We start from the raw sequence: 12,895 nt of genomic DNA, 5'->3' as shown, positions 1-12,895 counted from the left end.
CGGGTCACACGCCCGCGTGGTGGAGCTCCGGCTGCTCGGGAACGGGGGCGGGCGCGGGGCCCCGGGTCCGCATCAGGAAGACGACGCGCAGCGCGCAGACCCACACGAGCGTCGCCCCCAGCACGTGCAGGAGCACCAGCGCCGCGGGGACGGCGAGGAAGTACTGCACGTAGCCGACCACGCCCTGGGACAGCTCCACCCCGAGCAGCACGAGCGCGGCGCGCCGGACCTGGCCGGGGGATCCGGTGACGCGCAGGGCGAACAGCAGGGCGAACGTCAGCCCGATGACGACGTAGGCGATGTCGGTGTGCAGCCGCACCACGCTCTGGATGTCGAAGCCGAAGCGGGAGGCGGCCTCGTCTCCCGAGTGCGGCCCGGTGCCGGTCACCACCATCCCGGCCAGCAGCAGCGCGAGGGCGGCCGCCGCCAGCACGTATCCGAGCGTGCGGATGTCCCTGTGGACCACCCGCTCGGGAGGGGCGTCGCCCTCGTCCGCCCGGGCGAACAGCACGACGGCGGCGCCGATCATGCCGATGGACAGCAGGAAGTGGACGCTGACGGTCACCGGGTTGAGCATCGTGTGGACCACGACCCCGCCCCACAGGGCCTGGACGACGACGCCGGCCGGCTGCAGCAGTGCGAGCCGCAGCAGGACCGGGCGGCCGCGCTCGCCCCGCGACAGCCGCCACGCGGCGATCACGCAGGGGACCGCGACCGCGAGCACGAGGAACGCCAGCAGCCGGTTGCCGAACTCGATCGCCATGTTGAGGGGCGCGTGGGTGTCGATCCTCGCCGGCACGAAGCTGTCCGGCGTGCAGCGCGGCCAGGTCGGGCAGCCCAGGCCGGAGCCGGTGACGCGGACGGCGGCGCCGGTGACGGTGATGCCGACGTTGACCACGATCGCCGCCAGGGCCCACCGCCGCATCGACTCGTTCGTCGGGAACATGAACGAGCGATAGAAGGCGAGCAGCGTGCCGCGGATCCGGTCAGTCGTGGGATTCACGGAATTCATCGTAGGCGGCCCTGTGGGTGGTCCCTTCTCCGGGCCGCGCGCCGTCCGGCGAGTTCAGCGCCGCCCCCGCTCCTTCGGGCCCGCCCGGGTACGCGCTGATCGTTTCGCTGGCAGGGGCCGGTACGATCGGCCGTACGGGACCGAGGAGGGCGGTGGCCGGTCGATGGGCGGGGCGTGGGACGGACCGGCGGGCCGCGAGCGTGACGGCCTCCGCGCGCCGGGCGCCGGAGCGCGGCAGAACCTGCGCGAGCAGGTGGCGCAGGCGCTGCGCGACGCGCTGGTGGCCGGGGAGATGCGGCCCGGCGTCGTCTATTCGGCCCCCGCGCTGGCGGTCAGGTTCGGGGTCTCGGCCACGCCGGTGCGGGAGGCGATGCTCGACCTCGCCAAGGAGGGCCTGTTCGAGGCCCTGCGCAACAAGGGCTTCCGGGTCGCGGAGGTGTCCGAGCGCGACCTCGACGAGATCATCGAGATCAGGCGGCTGATCGAGGTGCCCACGGTGGCCCGGCTCGCCGGAGAGTCCCGGGGCGCGGAGGCCGAGGCCCTGCGCCCGATCGCCGAGGAGATCGTCTCGGCCGCCGGGAGGGGCGACCTGCTCGCCTACGTGGCCGCCGACCAGCGGTTCCATCTCGCGCTGCTGGCCCTGTCGGGCAATGCCCGGCTGGTCGAGACGGTCAGGGACCTGCGCGCCCGGGCCCGGCTCTACGGGCTGCGCGGGCTGCCCGACGCGCGGATGATGGCGGCCTCGGCGCGTGAGCACCTCGACCTTCTCGACGCCCTCGTACGCGGCGACGTCCAGGCGGCAGAGCGCCTGATGAACCACCATCTCCAGCACGTGCGCGCGATCTGGTCGGCCGACCCGGCGCAGCCGGAGGCCGGGCCGCACGGGTAGGCGGAACGCGGCCGGCGTGGCCTCCGGAAAACCGGAGGCGCGGGCGGGTGCGCGGTTCCTAGGATCACCGCGTGGAGACGCCGAGCCCGGTCGACCTCGCCGCCGACCGCGATCTGCTGCCGGAGATCTACCGCCTGCGCGCGGAGTGCCACCGCCTCGACGCGCCGGAGGAGCCGTTCGTGACCGAGCAGGTGTGGCGGGGCGTCGTGCTGCACCCGCCGGCGCTCGTGACCCGCCTGCACTGGGTTGTCGAGGGGGGAGCCGCCGAGGGCGGGTACGCCGGGCTGTCGTGGATCCGCGGGGCCGCGGGCGCCTCGGTGGAGATCTGTGTGGCGCCGTCCCGGCGACGGCGCGGCCTCGGCCGGGCGCTGCTGGAGACCGTCGCCGTGTACGCGCGGACGCTCGGGTGCGCCCGTCTGGTGGGCCGCCACGCGGGCCCGAGCGGCGCCGCCTTCGCCGCCGCCGTGGGCGCGACGCCGGGAAACAGCCAGATCGTCTCCGTGCTGACCCTTCCGCCGGAGGGCGACGCGCGTCCGGTGCCCGGATACCGGTTGTGCTCGTGGATCACCCGGGCCCCGGACGACCTCGTCGAATCGTACGCCCGGGCCCGCAACGCGATCTCGGACGCACCGCACACGGAGGGGGCCGACGAGCCCCGGTGGACCGTCGAGACGGTACGCGACTTCGAGGAGGCGCTGGTGCTGCGGGGCCGCCGGCAGCGCGTCACGGTCGCCCTGGACGGCGCGGGAGAGGTCGCGGGCTATACCGAGCTGCGCGTGTCACCCGACACCGGAGCCGTCGCGGGCGTGGACGACACGGCGGTCGTCGCCGCGCACCGGGGAAGGGGCCTGGCCACCTGGATCAAGCGGGAGTCGTTGCGGCTGCTGGCCGCGGACCGGCCCGACGTCGCCCTGGTGACCACCGCGAACGACGCGTCGAACGCCGCGATCCTCGCGGTCAACCGGACGCTCGGGTTCCGGCCCGTGTCCACCTGGACCGACGCCGTCCTCCGGCTGTAGTCCACCGGCCTGACCCGTACGGCTCAGCCGTCGCCGGCGCGGGTGGCGCCGATGGAGGCGACGACCACGCAGCCGATCGCCGCCCACTCGCGGACCTGGAGCACCTCGTGCAGGACGAACAGGCCGACGAGCGCGGCGGCGGCGGGCTCCAGGCTCATCAGGATGCCGAAGACCCGCTTGGGCATCCGGCGCAGGGCCTCCAGTTCCAGCGAGTAGGGGATGACCGAGGAGAGCAGGCCGACCCCGGCGCCGATCAGCAGGATCTCGGGCCGCAGCAGGTCGCTCCCGCCCGCGGTGACCCCGATGGGCGCGACGACGATCGTGGACACGATCATGGCGAACGACAGCCCGCTCGCTCCGGGGAAGCGGGCGCCGGTGGCCGCGGAGAACACGATGTAGGCGGCCCAGCACGCCCCCGCCAGCGCCGCGAACCCGATGCCGATCCAGCTCGCGGTGCCCGCCCCTCCCCAGGGGGCGAGCAGGATCACGCCCGCGGCGGCCAGCGCCACCCACAGCAGGTCGAGCCGGCGGCGGGAGGACACCACGGCCAGGGTGAGCGGCCCGATGAACTCGATGGCCACCGTGATCCCGATCGGCAGCCGGGCGAGGGCCTCGTAGAACGAAAGGTTCATCAGGCCGAGGCTGAGCCCGAACGCGACGCCGACGGCGAGGTCGCGCCGCGACAGCCCGCGCACCCTGGGCCGGACGACGGCCAGCAGCATGACGGCGCTGGTGGCGATGCGCAGGAAGACCACGGCCGAAGGGGGCAGCTGCGTGAACAGGTTCTTGGCCAGCCCGGCGCCCACCTGGACCGACAGGATGCCCAGCAGCACCAGCCCCGACGGCGGTATCGCGTCCGAGGCGGCCCGCAGGGCCCTGCCCGGCGACGGCCTCATGCGATACGGCTCGGCTCCCGGAAGGGATTCAGCGGTCATGCCGGCGACCCCACAAAATGGCATTGATCACGGACAAACGTCCGCAATCATATGCGCCGACCGTCAGGCCGCAGGTAGGGCCCCCGGCGTCGTCACTCCCAGCGGTCCGGTGTCATTTCCGGCCGCTCCGGTGTCATTCCGGCGGCCCCGTGTCATTCCGGCGGCCCGGGTGTCACTCCCAGCGGAACGTGCGGGCGGCCAGGGCGAGCGCGGCCACCGTCCAGCACAGCAGCACGAGCAGCGCGCCGCCGGGGAAGCCGCCGCCGTCGCTCAGGACGGTCCGCAGGCCGGAGGTGAGCGCGCTGATCGGCAGCAGCCCGAGCACGTGCTGCACCCCGGCAGGGAACCGGTCCAGCGGGAACAGCACGCCGCCGAGCCCGAGCAGCACCAGGTAGACGAGGTTGGCCCCGGCCAGCGTGGCCTCCGCCCGCAGTGTGCCGGCCATGAGCAGGCCGAGGCCGCTGAAGGCCGCCGTGGCCAGCAACAGGAGCGGCACGGCCCACAGCGGGTCGCCGTGCGGCGACCAGCCGAGCGCGAGCGCCACCGCGACGATCACCACGACCTGCAGCGCCTCCACGGCGACGACCGCGACGGTCTTGGCCAGCAGCAGCCCGGCCCGCGAGAGCGGGGTCGCGCCCAGGCGCTTGAGCACGCCGTACCTGCGCTCGAAGCCGGTCGCGATCGCCTGCCCGGTGAACGCGGTCGACATGACCGCGAGCGCGAGGATGCCGGGGGCGACGAAGTCGACGCGCGCGCCGCCGCCGATGTCCACCAGCGGAGCGGTGGAGAAGCCGACAAGCAGCAGGATCGGGATGATCATCGTGAGCAGGAGCTGCTCGCCGTTGCGCAGCATGGCCCGGATCTCCGCGCCCGCCTGGGCGAGGACCATCCGGTGCAGCGGCGCGGCTCCCGGCCGCGGCGTGAGGTCCAGCGTGGCGATCGTGCTCACCGCAGCTCCCTGCCGGTCAGTTCGAGGAAGACGTCCTCCAGCGTGCGCCGCTCGATGCGCAGGTCCTCGGTGGTGACGCCCTCGGTGGCGCACCAGGCGGTGACGGTGGCGAGCAGCTGCGGGCCGACCTGCCCCTCGATGATGTAGTGCCCCGAGGGCGACTCCTTGGCGGCGCTGCCCGGCGGCAGCGCGGCCAGCAGTTCCTCCAGGTCGAGTCCCGGGCGGGCGCGGAACCTGAGCTGGCGCTCGGCGCCGGTCAGCGACGCGGGCGTGCCCTCGGCCACCACCCGGCCGTGGTCGATGACCACAACGTGGTCGGAGAGCTTCTCGGCCTCGTCCATCTGGTGGGTCGTCAGCACCACCGACACCCCGGCGGCGCGCAGCGCGGCCACGAGGTCCCAGCAGGCGTGCCGTGCCTGCGGGTCGAGCCCGGCGGTCGGCTCGTCCAGGAAGACCAGTTCAGGCCGCCCGATCACCGCCGCCGCGAGCGACAGGCGCTGCTGCTGGCCGCCCGACAGCCGCCGGTACGGCGTGCGCGTGTGGCCGGTCAGGCCGAGCACGCCGAGCAGGGCGTCGGGGTCGAGCGGGTGGGCGTAGAACCGGGAGACCACCCGCAGCCACTCGCCCGCGCGGGCGGCGGGAGGCACCCCTCCCGTCTGAGGCATGATCCCCAGGCGCGGCCTCAGGGCGGGGTCGGCCGGGTCCAGGCCGAGCACGCGCACGGTCCCGCCGTCCGGCCGCCGGAAGCCCTCACAGATCTCGATCGTGGAGGTCTTGCCCGCGCCGTTCGGCCCGAGGATCGCCGTGACGGCGCCCCGCGCGCAGGTGAGGGTCAGCCCGTCAATGGCCGTGGTGCCTCCGTAGCGCTTGACCAGCCCGTCGATCTCGACCGCCGGCGCGCCGTCGCCCGCGCTGCCGAGCGTGCTCTCGAACGTGCTGTCAACCCCCGGCACTCCCACCGGCCTCCCCTCGCAGGACCGACCGCCGGAGCGGGCCGGATGCGGGCCGCCCTGTCAGTCGTCGACGGCATCGAGTCTAGGGAGCGGGAGGCGCGCTCTCGTCGGCGAGTGCCGCCATTCCAGCCCAGGGAGGCAAAGGATGCGGAAAAGTCCCATCGTCGCAGGTTAGGTAAGGCTTACCTGCGCGAGAAATTGCATCTCCGCCGACCCCGCCTTGGGTTTGTCGCCGGGGAAGGAATTACGGCACACTGATGTTGTGAAAAACGTGCAGGGGAAGCAGAACGCCGAGAAGGCCGTGGTGACACGGCCCGTTCCGGCATCCCCTGTGCACATGGACATCAGTGCCGAGCGCGGCACCCGGGCCAGGGTGGCGCGTCTCATCCTGGAGCACGGCCCGGTGACCGCGGCGGCGCTCGGTGAGCGGCTCGGGCTGACCCCGGCCGCGGTGCGCCGCCATCTCGACGCGCTGCTGGCCGAGGGCATGATAGAGCCGCGTACGGCCCGCCCGCGCGCCCAGCGGGGGCGCGGCAGGCCGGCGAAGATGTTCGCGATCACCGACGCGGGGCGCAGCGCCTTCGTCCACGCCTACGACGACCTCGCCGGCAGCGCGCTGCGCTTCCTGGCCGAGCGCCTGGGCGGCGAGGCGGTGTCGGAGTTCGCGCGGGCGCAGGTGTCCGGGCTGGTCGGCCGGCTCGAGGCGCTGATGCGCGAGGTCCCCGCCGACCAGCGGGTCCGCGTGCTGGCCGAGGCGCTGTCCACCGAGGGCTACGCGGCGTCGGCGTCCGCGACGGGCAAGGGCGGCGAGCAGCTGTGCCAGCATCACTGCCCGGTCGCGCACGTCGCGGCGCAGTTCCCGCAGCTGTGCGAGGCGGAGACCGAGGCCTTCGCCCGGCTGCTGGGCACGCCGGTGCAGCGGCTCGCCACGATCGCCAACGGCGACGGGGTCTGCACCACCCACGTGAGTTCACACGCGCTCGCCGCACGGCACGCGCGTCCCGATCTATCGACCGCCGATTCATCGATCGCCGATCTATCGGCCGCACATCTATCGAGCACATCGACGAGCAAGGAGTCCGGAAGGTGACTGTCACCGACCGCCCGGAGCTGGAAGGCCTCGGGAATTACAAGTTCGGCTGGGCCGACACGGACGTGGCCGGGGCCACCGCCCGGCGTGGGCTGTCCGAAGAGGTCGTCCGCAACATCTCCGCGCTCAAGAACGAGCCGGAGTGGATGCTCGACCTGCGCCTCAAGGGCCTTCGGCTGTTCGGGAAGAAGCCGCTGCCGACCTGGGGCTCTGACCTCACGGGCATCGACTTCGACAACATCAAGTACTTCGTCCGCTCGACGGAGAAGCAGGCCGCGTCCTGGGACGAGCTACCCCCCGACATCAAGAACACCTACGACAAGCTCGGCATCCCGGAGGCGGAGAAGCAGCGCCTCATCGCCGGCGTCGCCGCCCAGTACGAGTCCGAGGTCGTCTACCACAAGATCCGTGAGGACCTCGAGGAGAAGGGCGTCATCTTCGTCGACACCGACACCGGCCTGCGCGAGCACGAGGAGCTCTTCAAGGAGTACTTCGGCACGGTGATCCCGGTGGGCGACAACAAGTTCGCCGCGCTCAACACCGCCGTGTGGTCGGGCGGCTCGTTCATCTACGTGCCGCCGAACGTGAACGTCGAGATCCCGCTGCAGGCCTACTTCCGGATCAACACCGAGAACATGGGCCAGTTCGAGCGGACCCTGATCGTCGTGGACGAGAACTCCTACGTCCACTACGTCGAGGGCTGCACCGCGCCGATCTACTCGTCCGACTCGCTCCACTCGGCGGTCGTCGAGATCGTCGTGAAGAAGGGCGCCCGCTGCCGCTACACGACGATCCAGAACTGGTCGAACAACGTCTACAACCTGGTCACCAAGCGCGCGGTGGCGTACGAGGGCGCGACCATGGAGTGGATCGACGGCAACATCGGCTCCAAGGTCACGATGAAGTACCCGGCCGTCTACCTGATGGGCGAGCACGCCAAGGGCGAGACGCTGTCGGTCGCCTTCGCCGGCGAGGGCCAGCACCAGGACGCGGGCGCCAAGATGGTGCACCTCGCGCCCAAGACGTCCTCGACGATCATCTCCAAGTCCGTGGCGCGCGGCGGCGGCCGCACGTCCTACCGGGGCCTGGTGCAGATCGAGGAGGGCGCGGCCGGCTCGGCCTCGACCGTCAAGTGCGACGCGCTGCTGGTCGACCAGATCAGCCGCTCCGACACCTACCCCTACGTGGACGTCCGCGAGGACGACGTGTCGATGGGCCACGAGGCCACGGTCTCGAAGGTGTCGGAGGACCAGCTCTTCTACCTGATGAGCCGCGGCCTCGGCGAGGACGAGGCGATGGCCATGATCGTGCGCGGCTTCGTCGAGCCGATCGCCCGCGAGCTGCCCATGGAGTACGCCCTGGAGCTCAACCGCCTGATCGAGCTGCAGATGGAAGGAGCGGTCGGCTGATGGGCCTGGAGACCAAGCCGCTGTCGACGCTGCACGAGAAGTCGTCGTACGACGTGGCCGACTTCCCGGTGCCGACGGGCCGCGAGGAGGAGTGGCGCTTCACGCCGCTGTCGCGGCTGAAGGGGCTGCACAACGGCACGGCCGCCGTCACCGGCGGCGTCGTGGTGGACGTCGAGGCGGCGCCCGAGGTGCGCGTCGAGACCGTCGGCCGTGACGACGCCCGGATCGGCAAGGCCTACACGCCGGCCGACCGGGTGAGCGCGCAGGCCTACTCGTCGTTCGAGAAGGCCACCGTCGTCACGGTGCCGAAGATGACGGCCGCCTCCCGGCCCACCGTGATCACGCTGCGGGGGTCCGGGGCGGGCGCCGCCGCCTACGGGCACATCCTCGTGTCGGTGGAGCCGATGGCCGAGGCCGTGCTGGTCCTGGACCACCGCGGCAGCGCCGTCTACGCCGACAACGTCGAGTTCGACGTGGCCGAGGGAGGGACGCTCAAGGTCGTCAGCCTGCAGGACTGGGACGACGACGCCGTGCACGTCTCCCACCACCACGCGCGGCTCGGCAAGGACGCGACGTTCCGCTCGTTCGTGGTCACCCTCGGCGGCGACCTCGTACGGCTGTCGCCCTCGGTGTCGTACACCGCCCCGGGCGGCGACGCCGACCTGACCGGCCTGTACTTCGTGGACGAGGGCCAGCACCTGGAGCACCGCCTGCTGGTGGACCACAGCGTGCCCAACTGCCGCAGCAACGTGACCTACAAGGGCGCGCTGCAGGGCGACGGCGCCCACGCGGTCTGGATCGGCGACGTGATCATCCGGGCCGAGGCCGAGGGCACCGACACCTACGAGCTGAACCGCAACCTCATCCTCACCGACGGCGCCCGCGCCGACTCGGTGCCGAACCTGGAGATCCTCACCGGCGAGGTCGCGGGAGCGGGCCACGCGTCCGCCTCCGGCCGCCTCGACGACGAGCACATCTTCTACCTGCAGGCCCGCGGCATCCCGTTCGACGAGGCCCGCCGCCTGGTCATCCACGGCTTCTTCGCCCAGCTGCTGGAGAAGATCGAGGTGCCGGAGATCCGCGAGCGCGTCCTGTCCGCGGTCGAGGCGGAGCTGGCTCGATGAGCGCCGAGACCGCCCACTGGGAGAAGGTCTGCCAGGTCGGCGACATCCCCGACGGCGGCGTCATCGGCCTGGAGGTCGGGGAGACGCCGGTCGCGCTGGTGCGGACCGGCGGCGAGGTCTTCGCCCTGCACGACGTGTGCTCCCACGCCGAGGTCCGCCTCAGCGAGGGCGAGGTCTACGACCACACGCTGGAGTGCTGGCTGCACGGCTCCTGCTTCGACCTGCGCAGCGGCAAGCCCACCGGGCCGCCCGCGACCAGGCCCGTCAACGTCTACCGAGTCAAGATCGAAGGCGACGACGTGTACGTCTCGCTCTCGAAGGAGTAAATACAAGTGTCCACCCTTGAGATTCGTGACCTGCACGTCGCCGTGGGCGACAAGGAGATCCTGCGCGGCGTCGACCTGACGGTCCGCAGCGGCGAGACGCACGCCATCATGGGCCCCAACGGCTCGGGCAAGTCCACGCTGGCGTACGCCGTCGCGGGGCACCCCAAGTACACCGTCACCTCCGGCACCGTGCTGCTCGACGGCGAGGACCTGCTGGAGATGTCGGTGGACGAGCGCGCCCGCGCCGGCCTGTTCCTCGCCATGCAGTACCCGGTCGAGGTGCCCGGCGTCAGCGTGTCGAACTTCCTGCGCTCGGCGATCACCGCGGTCCGCGGCGAGGCGCCCAAGCTGCGCGAGTTCGCCAAGGAGCTGAAGGGGGGCATGGACGCGCTGTCCATCGACCCGGCCTTCGCCCAGCGCAACACCAACGAGGGCTTCTCCGGCGGCGAGAAGAAGCGCCACGAGATCCTCCAGCTGGAGCTGCTCAAGCCCAAGATCGCGGTGCTGGACGAGACCGACTCCGGCCTCGACGTCGACGCCCTGCGCGTCGTGTCCGAGGGCATCAACCGGTTCCGCGCCTCCGGTGACACCGGCGTGCTGCTGATCACCCACTACACCCGCATCCTGCGCTACGTGAAGCCGGACTTCGTCCACGTCTTCGCCGGCGGGCGCGTGGTCGAGGAGGGCGGCCCCGAGCTGGCCGACAAGCTGGAGTCCGAGGGCTACGAGTCCTACACGAAGGCGGCGTCCGCCTGATGAGTGCGCCCGGCTTCGACGTGGAGAGGATCAGGAAGGACTTTCCGGTCCTCGGCCGCGAACTCCCCGGAGGCAGGTCGCTGGTCTACCTCGACTCCGGCAACTCCTCCCAGAAGCCGACCCAGGTGATCGAGACCATGCGCGATCACCTGACCTGGCACTACGGCAACGTCGGCCGGGCGCTGCACGTGCTGGGCAGCGAGTCGACGGAGGCGTACGAGGCCGCGCGCGACAAGATCGCCGCGTTCGTGAAGGCCCCGTCGCGTGACGAGATCGTCTTCACCAAGAACGCCTCCGAGGCCCTCAACCTCGTGGCGTACGCCTTCGGCAACCCCGTCGGCGAGGACGAGCGGTTCCGGCTCGGCCCCGGCGACGAGATCGTCATCTCGGAGATGGAGCACCACTCCAACATCGTGCCGTGGCAGCTGCTCGCGCAGCGGACCGGCGCGACGCTGCGCTGGTTCCCCGTGACCGACGAGGGCCGCCTCGACGTCGGGGGCCTGGAGGAGCTGGTCAACGAGCGTACGAAGATCGTCTCGATCGCGCACCAGTCGAACGTGCTCGGCACGGTCAACTCGGTCTCGCCGATCCTGGCCCGCGTGCGCGAGGTCGGCGCGCTGATGATGCTCGACGCGTCGCAGTCGGTGCCCCACCAGCCCGTGGACGTGACCGAGCTGGGCGTCGACTTCGTCGCGTTCACCGGCCACAAGATGGTCGGGCCGTCCGGCATCGGCGTGCTGTGGGGCCGCCGCGAGCTGCTCGACGCCATGCCGCCGTTCCTCGGCGGCGGCGAGATGATCGAGGCGGTCTGGATGGACCGCTCGACGTACGCGCCGGTGCCGCACAAGTTCGAGGCGGGAACGCCGCCCATCGTCGAGGCGATCGGCCTCGGCGCGGCGGCCGACTACCTGACCGCCGTCGGCATGGACCAGATCAAGGCGCACGAGAAGGAACTGGTCGCGTACGCGCTGGAGGCGCTGCCGGAGGTCCCCGGGCTCAGGATCATCGGCCCGCGCACGCCCATCGCCCGTGGCGGCACGATCTCGTTCACGCTGGAGGGGATCCACCCGCACGACGTGGGGCAGATCCTCGACGACGTGTACGGGATCGCGGTGCGGGTAGGTCATCACTGCGCCCGGCCGCTCCACCTCAGGTTCGGAATTCCGGCGACCACGCGGGCGTCTTTCTACCTGTACAACACGACGGCCGAGATCGACGCGCTGGTCCGCGGCCTCCACCACGTGCAGAAGGTGTTCGGCTGAGCCATGATCGGTGAATCCATGTACCAGGAGCTGATCCTGGAGCATTACAAGCATCCCCAGGGGCGGGGCCTGCGTGATCCGTACGACGCGGAGGTGCACCACGTCAACCCCACCTGCGGCGACGAGGTGACGCTGCGGGTGAAGGTGGCCGACGGCGGCAAGGTGCTCGACGTGTCCTACGACGGCCAGGGCTGCTCCATCAGCCAGGCCGCCGCCTCGGTGCTGCACGAGCTCGCCACCGGCTCCACGGTGGAGGAGTCGCTGTCGGTGGTGGAGGAGTTCACCCGGCTCATGCAGGGCAGGGGCCAGGTGGAGCCCGACGAGGACGTGCTGGGCGACGCGGTGGCGTTCGCCGGTGTGGCGAAGTTCCCCGCCCGCGTCAAGTGCGCGCTGCTGGCCTGGATGGCCTACAAGGACGCGTTGATGAGGAGCCAGGGATGACCGGCCGCCCCGGCCGCGTTGGGAAGTACGGCGCCGCCCCGCGGGCGCCGCGAGGTGAGGAGACGACGTGAGCAAGCCGACCGAGACCCCGACGGGAACCGCGACCGAGGCGGCGACCGGGACCTACGACGGGGAGAGCTCCCTTGACGACGTGCTCGAGGCGCTGAAGGACGTCGTCGACCCCGAGCTGGGGATCAACGTGGTGGACCTCGGCCTCGTTTACGGCGTCAACCTCGACCCGGCCGGCGAGGGCGAGCGCCCGATCGCCACCATCGACATGACGCTGACCAGCGCCGCCTGCCCGCTGACCGACGTGATCGAGGACCAGGCCAACTCGGCGCTCGCCGACCTGGTCTCCAACGTGGTCATCAACTGGGTCTGGCTGCCGCCGTGGGGTCCCGACAAGATCACCGACGAGGGCCGCGACCAGCTTCGCATGCTCGGTTTCAACGTCTGACCGGCCGGACCGGGTCGGTCCTGCCACCCGTGTGTCCGGGGCCTCGCGCCCCGGACACACGCGTTCCGGCGATCGTTTCCCGGAGCGTTCACGACGCGGCGCTCCCGCCGCCGTCCGCCCGGCAAATCGCCGTCGCGGCGCGGGAATGCCGTACAGTGGTTCTTTGCTTTGCTTTGTGCGACGTGAGTGACGGGCGTCCGTGGGATGCCGCCACCCGGCGGTCTCCACTTCTGCGGGACGCGCTCACGGCATCACCCGGGCGCAGGCCGCTTC

14 protein-coding genes are annotated in these 12,895 nt (G+C 71.7%); 10 read left to right on the top strand and 4 right to left on the bottom strand.

Going from position 1 to position 12,895, the window contains the following annotated elements; genetic code table 11:
• Positions 1-4 precede the first annotated feature (4 nt).
• Positions 5-1,012: a COX15/CtaA family protein gene (locus QSK36_RS10780; protein ID WP_285782259.1), complete on the bottom strand. Its 1,008-nt coding sequence runs from the start codon at positions 1,010-1,012 to the stop codon at positions 5-7.
• Positions 1,013-1,175: 163 nt separating this feature from the next.
• Between QSK36_RS10780 and QSK36_RS10775 the strand changes: the two genes are divergently transcribed.
• Together QSK36_RS10775 and QSK36_RS10770 are read left to right on the top strand one after the other, a co-directional pair.
• Positions 1,176-1,901 (top strand): GntR family transcriptional regulator, encoded by a 726-nt coding sequence (locus QSK36_RS10775; RefSeq protein ID WP_285782258.1) that lies wholly within the window; start codon positions 1,176-1,178, stop codon positions 1,899-1,901.
• Between the two features lie 71 nt (positions 1,902-1,972).
• A complete protein-coding gene (locus tag QSK36_RS10770; protein WP_285782257.1) occupies positions 1,973-2,920 on the top strand; it encodes a GNAT family N-acetyltransferase in 948 nt (315 codons plus the stop codon).
• Between the two features lie 23 nt (positions 2,921-2,943).
• On the opposite strand, the gene QSK36_RS10765 is transcribed toward QSK36_RS10770, so the two are convergent.
• From QSK36_RS10765 to QSK36_RS10755, 3 genes are all read right to left on the bottom strand, one after another.
• Positions 2,944-3,855 (bottom strand): EamA family transporter, encoded by a 912-nt coding sequence (locus QSK36_RS10765; RefSeq protein WP_183537350.1) that lies wholly within the window; start codon positions 3,853-3,855, stop codon positions 2,944-2,946.
• Between the two features lie 172 nt (positions 3,856-4,027).
• Positions 4,028-4,744: an ABC transporter permease gene (locus tag QSK36_RS10760; RefSeq protein ID WP_183537522.1), complete on the bottom strand. Its 717-nt coding sequence runs from the start codon at positions 4,742-4,744 to the stop codon at positions 4,028-4,030.
• Between the two features lie 56 nt (positions 4,745-4,800).
• On the bottom strand, positions 4,801-5,757 hold the full coding sequence (locus QSK36_RS10755) for an ABC transporter ATP-binding protein (RefSeq protein ID WP_285782256.1): 957 nt from the start codon (positions 5,755-5,757) through the stop codon (positions 4,801-4,803).
• Positions 5,758-6,094: 337 nt separating this feature from the next.
• Between QSK36_RS10755 and QSK36_RS10750 the strand changes: the two genes are divergently transcribed.
• The 8 genes from QSK36_RS10750 to QSK36_RS10715 all read left to right on the top strand — a co-directional run bounded on the left by QSK36_RS10750 (position 6,095) and on the right by QSK36_RS10715 (position 12,622).
• On the top strand, positions 6,095-6,847 hold the full coding sequence (locus QSK36_RS10750) for a helix-turn-helix transcriptional regulator (protein ID WP_139573246.1): 753 nt from the start codon (positions 6,095-6,097) through the stop codon (positions 6,845-6,847).
• Complete coding sequence (gene sufB / locus QSK36_RS10745) at positions 6,844-8,256, top strand: Fe-S cluster assembly protein SufB (protein ID WP_030507291.1); 1,413 nt, start codon at positions 6,844-6,846, stop codon at positions 8,254-8,256. The genes QSK36_RS10750 and sufB overlap by 4 nt, the downstream gene beginning before the upstream one ends.
• A complete protein-coding gene (sufD, locus tag QSK36_RS10740; protein ID WP_285782255.1) occupies positions 8,256-9,380 on the top strand; it encodes a Fe-S cluster assembly protein SufD in 1,125 nt (374 codons plus the stop codon). The genes sufB and sufD overlap by 1 nt, the downstream gene beginning before the upstream one ends.
• The gene (locus QSK36_RS10735) at positions 9,377-9,706 is read left to right on the top strand and encodes a non-heme iron oxygenase ferredoxin subunit (protein WP_139573122.1); all 330 of its coding nucleotides are present in this window, start codon (positions 9,377-9,379) and stop codon (positions 9,704-9,706) included. Before sufD ends, QSK36_RS10735 begins: the two co-directional genes overlap by 4 nt.
• Positions 9,707-9,712: 6 nt before the next feature.
• Positions 9,713-10,462, top strand: coding sequence for a Fe-S cluster assembly ATPase SufC (sufC, locus tag QSK36_RS10730; protein ID WP_183537370.1), 750 nt, complete (start codon positions 9,713-9,715; stop codon positions 10,460-10,462).
• The gene (locus QSK36_RS10725; protein ID WP_183537372.1) at positions 10,462-11,724 is read left to right on the top strand and encodes a cysteine desulfurase; all 1,263 of its coding nucleotides are present in this window, start codon (positions 10,462-10,464) and stop codon (positions 11,722-11,724) included. Before sufC ends, QSK36_RS10725 begins: the two co-directional genes overlap by 1 nt.
• 3 nt (positions 11,725-11,727) lie before the next feature.
• Positions 11,728-12,165 carry a Fe-S cluster assembly sulfur transfer protein SufU gene (gene sufU, locus QSK36_RS10720; RefSeq protein WP_139573119.1) on the top strand — a complete coding sequence of 146 codons (438 nt, stop codon included), beginning with the start codon at positions 11,728-11,730 and terminating at the stop codon, positions 12,163-12,165.
• Positions 12,166-12,232: 67 nt separating this feature from the next.
• Complete coding sequence (locus QSK36_RS10715; RefSeq protein WP_139573118.1) at positions 12,233-12,622, top strand: metal-sulfur cluster assembly factor; 390 nt, start codon at positions 12,233-12,235, stop codon at positions 12,620-12,622.
• The last annotated feature ends 273 nt before the right edge of the window (positions 12,623-12,895 follow it).

Origin of the sequence: Microbispora sp. NBRC 16548 (assembly GCF_030268985.1) — a bacterium.
Taxonomy (GTDB): Bacteria; Actinomycetota; Actinomycetes; order Streptosporangiales; family Streptosporangiaceae; genus Microbispora; species Microbispora catharanthi.
The sequence above is the reverse complement of the archived record's forward strand: the minus strand, read 5'-3'. Positions and strand labels throughout refer to the sequence as shown.

Coding starts and splice junctions, on each gene's coding strand:
- QSK36_RS10725 (WP_183537372.1), top strand. CDS start 10,462: ATGAGTGCGCCCGGCTTCGACGTGGAGAGGATCAGGAAGGACTTTCCG.
- QSK36_RS10775 (WP_285782258.1), top strand. CDS start 1,176: ATGGGCGGGGCGTGGGACGGACCGGCGGGCCGCGAGCGTGACGGCCTC.
- QSK36_RS10760 (WP_183537522.1), bottom strand. CDS start 4,744: ATGGTCCTCGCCCAGGCGGGCGCGGAGATCCGGGCCATGCTGCGCAAC.
- QSK36_RS10750 (WP_139573246.1), top strand. CDS start 6,095: ATGGACATCAGTGCCGAGCGCGGCACCCGGGCCAGGGTGGCGCGTCTC.
- QSK36_RS10765 (WP_183537350.1), bottom strand. CDS start 3,855: ATGACCGCTGAATCCCTTCCGGGAGCCGAGCCGTATCGCATGAGGCCG.
- QSK36_RS10780 (WP_285782259.1), bottom strand. CDS start 1,012: ATGAATTCCGTGAATCCCACGACTGACCGGATCCGCGGCACGCTGCTC.
- QSK36_RS10735 (WP_139573122.1), top strand. CDS start 9,377: ATGAGCGCCGAGACCGCCCACTGGGAGAAGGTCTGCCAGGTCGGCGAC.
- sufD (WP_285782255.1), top strand. CDS start 8,256: ATGGGCCTGGAGACCAAGCCGCTGTCGACGCTGCACGAGAAGTCGTCG.
- sufU (WP_139573119.1), top strand. CDS start 11,728: ATGATCGGTGAATCCATGTACCAGGAGCTGATCCTGGAGCATTACAAG.